The 9,888-nt window shown below is 61.7% G+C and carries 12 protein-coding genes; 8 read left to right on the forward strand and 4 right to left on the reverse strand.

Annotated elements, in window-relative coordinates; all coding sequences use genetic code 11:
• The 5 genes from FEV53_RS18560 to FEV53_RS18575 form a co-directional block, all read left to right on the forward strand.
• On the forward strand, window positions 1-307 hold a 307-nt coding region (locus FEV53_RS18560), incomplete at its 5' end, for a transposase (protein ID WP_246100931.1).
• Window positions 308-531: 224 nt separating this feature from the next.
• The gene (locus FEV53_RS22210; RefSeq protein ID WP_185962319.1) at window positions 532-759 is read left to right on the forward strand and encodes an IS3 family transposase; all 228 of its coding nucleotides are present in this window, start codon (window positions 532-534) and stop codon (window positions 757-759) included.
• Between the two features lie 43 nt (window positions 760-802).
• Window positions 803-1,039: a hypothetical protein gene (locus tag FEV53_RS21040; RefSeq protein WP_185962320.1), complete on the forward strand. Its 237-nt coding sequence runs from the start codon at window positions 803-805 to the stop codon at window positions 1,037-1,039.
• 44 nt (window positions 1,040-1,083) lie between these two features.
• Window positions 1,084-1,359, forward strand: coding sequence for an IS3 family transposase (locus FEV53_RS22215; protein WP_425465507.1), 276 nt, complete (start codon window positions 1,084-1,086; stop codon window positions 1,357-1,359).
• A 207-nt stretch (window positions 1,360-1,566) separates the two neighbouring features.
• The gene (locus FEV53_RS18575) at window positions 1,567-2,484 is read left to right on the forward strand and encodes a LysM peptidoglycan-binding domain-containing protein (protein ID WP_142836199.1); all 918 of its coding nucleotides are present in this window, start codon (window positions 1,567-1,569) and stop codon (window positions 2,482-2,484) included.
• 43 nt (window positions 2,485-2,527) lie between these two features.
• On the opposite strand, the gene FEV53_RS18580 is transcribed toward FEV53_RS18575, so the two are convergent.
• Both FEV53_RS18580 and FEV53_RS18585 read right to left on the reverse strand, forming a co-directional pair.
• The gene (locus tag FEV53_RS18580) at window positions 2,528-4,090 is read right to left on the reverse strand and encodes a bifunctional metallophosphatase/5'-nucleotidase (protein ID WP_142836200.1); all 1,563 of its coding nucleotides are present in this window, start codon (window positions 4,088-4,090) and stop codon (window positions 2,528-2,530) included.
• A 144-nt stretch (window positions 4,091-4,234) separates the two neighbouring features.
• Window positions 4,235-5,596: an ABC transporter substrate-binding protein gene (locus FEV53_RS18585; protein ID WP_142836201.1), complete on the reverse strand. Its 1,362-nt coding sequence runs from the start codon at window positions 5,594-5,596 to the stop codon at window positions 4,235-4,237.
• Between the two features lie 126 nt (window positions 5,597-5,722).
• On the opposite strand from FEV53_RS18585, the gene FEV53_RS18590 reads away from it, so the two are divergent.
• Genes FEV53_RS18590 through FEV53_RS18600 form a run of 3 tightly spaced genes read left to right on the forward strand, consistent with a single transcriptional unit; the run spans window position 5,723 to window position 8,667 of the window.
• Window positions 5,723-6,310, forward strand: a complete 588-nt coding sequence (locus FEV53_RS18590; RefSeq protein ID WP_142836202.1) for a GNAT family N-acetyltransferase — start codon at window positions 5,723-5,725, stop codon at window positions 6,308-6,310.
• Between the two features lie 59 nt (window positions 6,311-6,369).
• Window positions 6,370-7,581, forward strand: coding sequence for an acetyl-CoA C-acyltransferase (locus FEV53_RS18595; RefSeq protein WP_142836203.1), 1,212 nt, complete (start codon window positions 6,370-6,372; stop codon window positions 7,579-7,581).
• A 57-nt stretch (window positions 7,582-7,638) separates the two neighbouring features.
• A complete protein-coding gene (locus FEV53_RS18600) occupies window positions 7,639-8,667 on the forward strand; it encodes a GDP-mannose 4,6-dehydratase (RefSeq protein WP_142836204.1) in 1,029 nt (342 codons plus the stop codon).
• Window positions 8,668-8,799: 132 nt separating this feature from the next.
• Here the strand turns inward: FEV53_RS18600 and FEV53_RS18605 are convergent, their stop codons facing one another.
• Window positions 8,800-9,273, reverse strand: coding sequence for a transposase (locus FEV53_RS18605; RefSeq protein WP_142836205.1), 474 nt, complete (start codon window positions 9,271-9,273; stop codon window positions 8,800-8,802).
• A 150-nt stretch (window positions 9,274-9,423) separates the two neighbouring features.
• Window positions 9,424-9,861: a transposase gene (locus FEV53_RS18610; protein ID WP_142836206.1), complete on the reverse strand. Its 438-nt coding sequence runs from the start codon at window positions 9,859-9,861 to the stop codon at window positions 9,424-9,426.
• Window positions 9,862-9,888: the final 27 nt, after the last annotated feature.

Consider the following 9,888-nt stretch of genomic DNA (forward strand, 5'->3'; position numbering starts at 1 on the left):
GGAGCAAGAGATGGGACGGCATCGACGGGAATATGCGGACGAATTCAAGGGTGAGATGCAAGGTGCGCCATTGGTTGAGGCACCGCATCGAACGGGATCCACGCGGCTTTACGAACCGGGGGCGACGCAGGGCAGCGTTGCGAAAGAGCTGGGGGTCATCAGCACTCAGCTGAACACCTGGCGGCCAGAGATCGAGGTGTTCGGCTGGTCGGAAGCGAAACGCCGGCTGAAAGCCGATGCCGCTGAGCTGGAACGCTTGCGCCAGAAGAACAAGCGGCTCGCGGATAAGAACGGGACTTGCAGATAATTGAGCAGGTGCACGGCACCGCTCCGAGTTTGCCTGCGAGCCCCTTTTTCCCGTCCTGAAAGATAAATAAGCGCGCGTTCAGCACGGCCCGGAAAGCCCAGTTTGACTGACCGTGGCACCGGTAGGGCTTTGTCAGCCGGAGAACGCGGTTTCGACACTCTGCCGGCTGCTGTGCCTGTCGCGCAGCTGGCTCTATGGACGCCACGCCAGCACGCCCGGTCGTGATGACCGCGGGGCTCCGCGCAGGGCGCTGCTGGAGCGGAGAGCATTGTTTCGAAGCCCGCAAGGAACGCTACGGATCCAAACGCATCCACCGGGATCTGCGCGCTGACGGGGAGCGGGTGTCGGAGCGGCATGTGGCCAGAATACTACGGGAAAACATCCTCTCATCCCGTCGCCAAACCTGTTGCAGCGGACGGTTCACTGCACCAACCAGAACACCATCGGGCTGACGAGTATCACCTATGTCGGCAGTGACGAGGGCTGGCGTCCGCCATGGGCCTCAGACCAATGGCCGCCGCATGGGCGGACCTAGCGGCGGTCAAGGATATGGCCACGCGCGAAACCGTCGGCTGGTCTATGGCCAATCACCTGCGGGTCGAGCTGTGCTGCGGCGGGCTCCGGATGGCCCTGAACCGGCGCAGGCCGGTCCCCGGCCTGTTCCTGTACTCGATAGAGGCGTGCAATACGCCAGCGGAGACTACCGCAAGATCATCCATCGTGCCAAGCTGACCCAATCCATGAGCCGCAAGGGGGAGCGCCTCGATAACGCCCAGATGGAGACCTTCTTCACCTCACTGAAAAGGGAGCTGGTCCACCGCCAACGGTTTATAACGCGAGCACAGCCCAAGGCTGCAAACTTCGAATACACCGAGGCCTTCTACAACCGCCAGCGCACCACTCCGCCAGCAGCTGACAAACGCCGGCCCAGGCGTTCAAAGGAACTCTATGGAAAATGGCCTCGTAGGATCAACAATCAGTCTGACCGGAAACCAGGAGCGATGTTCACTGTCGTCTGTGTCAGACTATGGATCCGATCTTTGTCAACATGATCCAAGGAAGTTGTAGAAGTCCCCCAATGCCTCACCTCGTCGGATCGTAGATTATCATATCCAGAACACCTTTCCTCATCGGTACTCTCGCCCAAGCAGAGTCATCAGAGATTGATCCGTTTTCGCGCGGAAACCGCCGCTGTCATCGCATAACGGAGACCGGACCCTATATCTGATGCATAAAGAGGCCTCGTAGTGGATACTCATATGAAGAAGCATCGCCCGATCTGGCGCTGGATTACCGTGTTTTTAGTGCTGTCTCTCCAAGCCCCATTCGCAAACGCGCAAAGCTGTGAAAGCTCCATCGAAGTCGCGCCAGGGCAGACCATGGGTGGCATCGCCCAACAGTGCGGCATCCCGCTCGACAACCTGCTCGCGGCTAATCCCGGAGTTGCGCCAGAGCGGCTTGAGGTCGGTCAGGTGCTGCGTGTTCCGGGAGCAGTCCCGGGAAGGTCAGGCGTTCGGCAAGATGCCTACAGCCCTTATCTGGGCGACTGGGCGCCGTCCCGAGCCCAATGTGCAAACGCGGCGAGCCGCTGGCGCCTGACCCGTGACGCCATATCCGGTGTGGGCAGTCGCTTTGCGATTCGGGGGATTGGGGTGGGAAGCGGCCGGGTCCTCCTCGACCTGATCGATCCGCGAACTGGTGCCAGTCGGCCCGTCGCACTCGCTCTGGGGGGAGACTTGCTGACAATCCAGGGGAGCGGCTTCGCCGTGGCTCTGTATCGCTGCGAGGTGGCCGCGCCGCTGCCCGAGGTCGCCCGCCCTGCCGAACCCGCCGCGCCAATCCCTCCGACAAATCCGACCTCGCCATCACCGGCACCGGCTACATTGGCGCCAGAAGAGATTTACACCACGCAAATGAAAGGGACCTGGCAAGGAGCCGGTGGCGGGTGTACCGGGCAATGGCGGCTGGGCGACAACGATCTCACCCTGAACGGCACACCCTACACCGTTGCAAATATCAGCGGTAATGGCGGCCGGGTGGGGATCAATGCTCTGACGCTGGAGGGCGTGCCCGCGACCTTCACGCTCTGGTCCGGGCCAAATGGCGGCCTGCGGGTCAAAGGCGGCCCTGTGAGTGGCACGGCCACAGATGTCACCCTGACCCGGTGCTCAAGGTGATCGACCGGTAGGGTCGCGGGACAAGCCCGCGACCCTCTTTCGCTTATTGGCCAGCGACGGTGATACGGCCGTCGGTGAAAGGCTCGAACGGACCGTTAGCGGCGAGATATTCGGCGGTCACATCGGCGAGGTCCGGGCCGAAATCATAGGCGTTCGCGGCATCCACGAACATCTTATACCCGTCACCGCCATTGCGGACGTAGTTGTTCGAGACCACGCCATAGGTCGCACCTTCGTCAAGCGGCTCACCTCCGATCATGACCTCAGTCACGCGCGATCCGGGTTCAGCCGAGGGGTCAAAGCTGTAGGTCATGCCCGCCACCTGCGCGAAGCGACCGGCGCCTTCTTCGACCTGACTCACACCATTCTCCAGCGCCTCTTTCAGCACAGCGCCGGTCACCTCGAAGGTCGACAGAGTATTCTGGAACGGCAGAACCGTGAGCACTTCGCCCATGGTGACCTCGCCCGCATCAATGGAGGCGCGGATGCCGCCACCATTCTGCAGCGCGACCTGAATACCCTGATCCTTGACCCGGTCGAGCATGGCGTCGGCGATCAGGTTGCCCATCTGGCATTCCTGCGCCCGGCATTGCTCCCGCGCGCCGTCGATCTCGGCAGCGCTTTCGGCAACGACCTTGTTGCGGATCTCTTCGAGGGGCTGAGCAGCCTCGGTCACACGGGCCAGAACGTCGCTGTCTTCCTCAATGCCCGCATCAATCAGCACCGGTGCGCCCGTGGCTTCGGTGATCTTGCCGTCATCGTCGAAGGTGACGCTCAACTCGCCAAGATACTTGCCATAGGCATAGGCCTGAACGATCGCAGTGTCGCCCACCATGGTTGGATAAGGGCCTTCTGCACCTTCCATGTCCCCCAGCAACGTGTTCGAGTGACCGCCGACGATCACATCCACGCCGGTGGTGTTCTCGGCCACGTATTTGTCAACGGCGTAGCTGGAATGGGAGAGCACGACAATTTTGTTCACGCCCATCTCGGTCAGCTTGTCCACCTCGGCCTGAACGGCACCGGCCGGCTCGGTAAAGATCACGTTCGGGCCGGGGCTGGCCAGCTCATCCGTGTCCTGCGGCGTCAGGCCAATCAAGCCAATCTTCTCGCCATTCTTCTCGACCACGGTGGATTTCTGGATCACGTCCTTCAGCAGGTCCTCGCCCGAGATATCGGCGTTCGACATGAGGATCGGAAAGTTGATCGTGTTGGCAAAGCTCTGCAGCACCTCGGGGCCGTCATCGAATTCGTGGTTGCCCACGGTCATGCCGTCATAGCCGAGCGAGTTCATCATCTCGGCGGCCAGCTTGCCCTTGTAGAAGGTATAAAACAGCGTGCCCTGAAACTGGTCGCCGCCATCCACCAGCAGGGTGTTGTCATGGCGCCCTTGGGCATCGCGCACGGCATTGGCCAGACGGGCCCAGCCGCCGAAGCACTCACCGGCCTCATTGTCTTCGGCGGAGCACGTCGAGTCGTATTTGCTGATCGGCTCAAAGCGCGAGTGGAAGTCGTTCGTATGCAGGACCGTAATCGTATACTCGGCCTGTGCGGCACCGGCCATAAGCGCCAGAGCGGCGGTGGCCGAAGCGAGACGAATCTTCATGTTGGGGTCTCCCTGAGAGTTCACTGCGGACACTCTGCGTCGCCCGACCGTCCCTGTCAAAACAGATGGCGGCAAAAAAGCCAGGGGGCATTGCGAATGCCCCTTGGCCGATGATCGCCCCAATGGCGTGACGAGCAACGGTCCTTACTGAATCGCATCCCAGCGGGTCTGGATATCCTTTGCCACGGTTTCGGCATCGGAACCGGAGACATAATCCACCATGCCCGTCCAGAAAGCTGCCGTGCCGATCTCGCCCGGCATCAAGTCGGAGCCGTCGAAGCGGAAGGTCGTCGCGTTATTCAGCACTTCGCCCAGCGCCCGCTGAGCATCGTCGCGATACATATCACGATTCACACCCTTGTGCGGCGTCAGAAACTGGCCCTGCGCCATAATGACCTCGTGGGCAATGGGAGTCTTCAGGAACTCGATGAAGCCTCGTGCCACCTCGCTATCATTGGTGATCGCCATCAGACCCCCAGACCCCAGCACCGGGTTACCCAGATCCTTGTCCGCGTAGGAGGGGAAGTAGAAGAAATCTACTTCCTCGCCAATACTCACGTCCTCGGGGAAGAAGTTCGGAATAAAAGACGCCTGACGATGCATGTAGCACTCGGGCGGCAACTCGAAGAGGCCCAGCGGGCTGTCACGGAAATCGGTGCCCGGAACAGCGGAGGCCCCGCCTTTGACGAAGGCATCGTTCTTCGCAAACCATCCGAATTCCTCGATGGCGGCAATCACGCGCGGGTCATCGAACTTCATCTCGTTCGACACCCACTGGTCATAGACTTCCGGCGGCTGGGTACGCAGCATCAGGTCTTCGACCCAATCGGTCGCGGGCCAGCCTGTGGCCGCCCCGGAGCCCAGGCCGATGCACCAGGGCGTCCCGCCATCCTCGGCGATCTGTTCGGTGAGAGCTTTCAGCTCCTCCATGCTCTGGGGCACTTCGTAACCGTTCTCCTCAAAGGCTTCGGGCGAGTACCAGACCAGCGACTTCACATCGGTGCCAAAGAAGATCCCGTAGGGCTGGCTGCTGCCATCTGCCCCGACGAAGGTCGCAAGATCGGACCAGGAAGACCCGGCTGCGTAATTCTCGGCCATCCAGTCCCCGATCCCCTCGGGCGCGGTCAGCAGGCCCCGGCCCGCCAGATCGCGGGCGAGACCGGGCTGCGGAAAAGCAGCGATGTTCGGCGCAGACCCGGCATTGGAGGACACGACGATATCCTGCTCAAAGCTCTCCGAACCCGAGTATTCCACCGTCGCGCCCGTGGCTTCGGCGAAATAGGCCCAGACATTCTCCAGTCTCTTTCCGTCGTCGCCGGTGCTGGCGCCAGTGACCCTCAGCTCCTGCCCGGAATAATCGTGCTCGGCGGCGAAAGCCTCATAGCTGTCCCAGCTAAAATCGCCTTCGCCGATGGGAAAGAGCAGCTCGGCCGAAGCGGTCAGCGGCACAGCCGAGAGTCCGATGACAAGAGCCAGCCGCGAGGGCCGGAGCGGAGTGAGGATCATGAGTGTTCTCCCTGAACGTGTCTTATCCGGCAACTGTTAACCGACGCGCGAGCCAAGTAAAGCGTCCCGCCTCTTGTCCAGACGTCAGTGGCTGGGCAGAAATAAGCGGCATTCAGGAGACCCAACATGCCCCTCACCCCCGGATTCCACGACGTGCCCGCCGACCATCTGGCGGCCGTCGTCACTTTTCTCAGCTGTCCCGTCCCCATGGGACCGGTTCCACAGCCCAAAGGGATCTCGCTGAAGCGGGTCTGGGACCCGGATACAACAGACTATCTGGCGCTGTTCCGGGAGGTCGGGCGGGACTGGCTCTGGACGGGGCGGCTACTCTGGTCCGAAGACGCTCTGGCCGCGCATCTGGCTCTCCCGGAGGTCGAGCTCTACTACAGTCTCCGCGACGGGTCGGTGATCGGCATGGCAGAGCTCGACCGTCGCGACAATGCGCGCCCGACGCTGGCCTATTTTGGACTGATCCCGGGAGAACCCGGTCGGGGCGTAGGGCGTTGGGTCATGAGCGAAGTGCAGCGGATCTTTTTTGAAGGTGGCGCGCGGCAGGTGCTGGTCAACACCTGTACCCTCGACCACCCCCGCGCCCTGGGGTTTTACAAAAGCTGCGGCTTCATCCCCCTGCGCAGGGCGGTGGAGATCTATCCCGATCCCCGCGCGAGCGGCTTGTTGGATGCTGAGGCCGCACCGGGGGTGCCTCAGTTCTGATGGTCTTGGCAGAGCGGACCGCTTGAGGCAGGCTCGGTTGGATCAGGGAGGATCCGTCCATGTCAGCCGCATTATCCGACGACGATATCGTCATTCTCTCCGCCGCCCGCACGCCTCTGGGCGCGTTTCAGGGCGTGTTCGCGCCGGTCAGCGCGACGGAGCTCGGTTCCGTCGCGATCCGCGCCGCGGTCGAGCGCGCGGGACTCGCACCCGAAGCGGTGTCGGAGGTGCTGATGGGTAACGTCCTGCCCGCCGGGCTGGGTCAGGCCCCCGCGCGGCAAGCGGCTCTGGGCGCGGGACTGCCGGTCAGCGTGCCCTGCACGACGGTCTCCAAGGTCTGCGGATCAGGCATGAAAACCGTAACCATGGCCCATGACGCGATCCAGGCCGGGGCGGCGGAGATCATCGTGGCGGGCGGCATGGAGAGCATGACCGGCGCACCCTACCTCCTGCCCGAGGGACGGGGTGGAGCGCGGATCGGCCATGGCCGGATGCTGGACCACATGATGCTCGATGGGCTGGAGGACGCCTATGACATCGCTCCGGACGGCACGCGGCGCTCGATGGGGACCTTTGGCGAGGATTGCGCCGATCACTTCGGGTTCTCCCGTGAGGCGCAAGATACCTATGCCATCGAGAGCGTGACCCGCGCGAAGCTGGCCGCCGCGAATGGTGGCTTCGACTGGGAAATCGCGCCCGTCACAGCGAAAATCCGCAAAGGCGAGACCCTCATCTCCGAGGACGAAGGACCAACCCGCATCGACCCCGACCGCATCCCGTCCCTGCGGCCCGCCTTTCGCAAGAACGGCACGATCACGGCGGCCTCGGCCTCCTCGATCAATGACGGGGCGGCGGCGCTGGTGCTGGCGTCAGTACGGACCGCCAAAGAGATAGGTGCCGAGCCCCTCGCCCGGATTGTCGGCCACGCAGCCTATGCCGGGGAGCCGGGCTGGTTCACCACCGCCCCCATCCACGCCAAACGCCACCTGTTTGAGCAAACCGGCTGGGATCCTGCATCGGTCGACCTCTATGAGATCAACGAAGCCTTTGCCGTGGTCGCCATGGCCTCGATGCAGGAGATCGGCATCCCACGTGACCGGCTGAACGTCAACGGAGGCGCTGTCGCACTGGGCCATCCCATCGGCGCGTCGGGGGCGCGGATCCTCGTCACCCTGCTGGGCGCCATGCGGGCGCGGGACGCCGCACGAGGCGTCGCGTCGATCTGCATTGGCGGGGGCGAAGCGCTGGCGGTGGCGCTGGAGCGGGTCTGACCTTTCGCAAGGCGCGCGGGCGGTCTAGAGAGGATCAAACCAGTCACGAGGTCCCCAATGTCCGAGCCCAGCCCCAAGCCCCGCGTCCTGATCACCGGTAGCGCAGGGTTCATCGGTTTTCACCTGACCAGGGAACTCCTGTCCCGCGGCCATCAAGTGCACGGCTTTGACGGGATGACCGATTACTACGAGGTCTCGCTGAAGGAACGCCGCAACGCGATGTTGCTGCAGGACCCCGGTTACAGCTTCACCCAAGGCATGCTGGAGGATGCGGATCTGGTCATGCAGGTCGCGCGGGAGTTTCAGCCGCAGGTGATCATCCACCTCGCCGCGCAGGCGGGCGTCCGCTATAGTCTGGAGAACCCGCGCGCCTATATCGACTCGAACGTGGTGGGCACCTTCAACGTCATGGAAGCTGCACGCGAACTGGCCGTCGACCACCTGATGATGGCCTCAACCTCATCGGTCTATGGCGCCAACGAAGAGATGCCCTTCCGCGAAACGGACAAGGTGGACACCCAGCTCACCATCTACGCCGCAACCAAGAAGGCCAACGAGATGATGGGCCATACGTATGCCCATCTGTGGAACCTGCCGACGACAATGTTCCGCTTTTTCACCGTTTATGGGCCCTGGGGGCGCCCGGACATGGCGCTTTTCAAATTCGTCAAGGCAATCCTCAATGAACAGCCCCTCGACATTTACAACAATGGCGAGATGTACCGGGACTTCACCTACGTCACCGATCTGGTGAAGGGCATTGCCGACCTCATGGCCGCTATCCCCGAACGCCCCGCCGACCGGATCGTGCCCGAAGGCGACAGCCTGTCCCCGGTCGCCCCGTGGCGGGTGGTCAATATCGGCAACTCCGACAAGGTGAAGCTGCTGGACTTTGTCGATGCCATCGAGGAAGCGACCGGCAAGACCGCGATCCGCAATTACATGGAGATGCAGAAGGGCGATGTGGAGGCCACCTGGGCTGATGCCACGCTGCTGCAGACACTCACCGGCTACCGCCCTGAAACCAACGTACGCGACGGTATTGCCCAGTTCGTGGCGTGGTATCGGGATTATTATCGGGTCTGACCTCTGCGCGGACGACCGGTGTTGTTGCTGAAGTACGGTTACGACTCATCCGGTCTTGATGGTTTGACAGCCCCCCTGCGGCATCTGTTGTGCGAGAGTGGGTCATCAACGTCTCACCAGCAACTGTATTTCTCAATCCTGCTGAGAAGCCCATTTCTGGCGAGATTTGCACAGCGCGTTTGCGATTGTGACGAGCTTTCGCGCGACGGCCGTGGCAATGACTTTGTGTGGCTTCCCTGCAGTTTGAAGGCGTTGTGCGAATGTTTTCAGGATTGGATTGTGGTGACTGGCTACCAGAGCGGCCTGAAACATCACATGACGAAGAGAACGTCTCCCACCTGCGATGGCGCGTTTCCCGCGCAATGCGCCGCTGTCATGTGCGATGGGGGCAAGTCCAGTCAGTGCGGCGGCTTGTTCGCCTGTAATCTGTCCAGGTTCAGGCATTTCCGCGATCAGCATTGCGACTGTAACCGAGCCTGTCGCTGAAACAGAGCGCAGGATTTCGGCGGTTTGGAACATCTCGTCATCTGAGATGATGGTTCGTTTGATCTGTGCTTCAATTTCGGCAATCTGACGATCCAACAGACCTTTTAGATTGGCATCCATGTCTGCGAATTGGTCATCCACACCCAGTTTTGCCTGTGCCTTGTGATCAGCCCCACTTGAGTGGTCCAATTTGATTGTTAGTGCATGACGGGCCTCCGGTCCATCGGTACGACGGTTTCCGGAGCCGGTGGGCGGTAGTATCCGTCTTGGTCAAGCGGAGCGTTCATCCCATTTTCGGCCGTCACGCAACAGGGCGTTGGCGAGCAGGATGAGTTTGCGCATGACTGCCGTGATGGCGAGTTTTGGTGGTTTTCCCTTGTCCAGCAAGGCTTGGTACTTGCGCTTGAGATCGGCGTTGAACCTGACTGCGACCAAWGCGGGCATGAAGATTGCAGATCGCAGAGCCGCGCGCCCTCCGCGGATCATTTCCTTGCCTTTCCATTTCCCCGACCGGCGCGTGAACGGTGCAAGCCCGGCGAGGCTGGCGGCCTGCTCAGGCATCTCGATGAGCAGCATGTGCGCCGTGACCAGACCAATACCGGGAATACTTGTCAGAATATCACGGCGTGCGGACAAGTTTGGATCCGCGGCAATGAGGCCTGTGATCGCCTCCTCCAACTCGGAAAGTTGCCTTTCGATAAACGCCAACCGGGCCTTTGACTGGCGTTTGAGGAC

It is taken from the genome of Palleronia caenipelagi (assembly GCF_007004065.1).
GTDB classification, from domain to species: domain Bacteria; phylum Pseudomonadota; class Alphaproteobacteria; order Rhodobacterales; family Rhodobacteraceae; genus Palleronia; species Palleronia caenipelagi.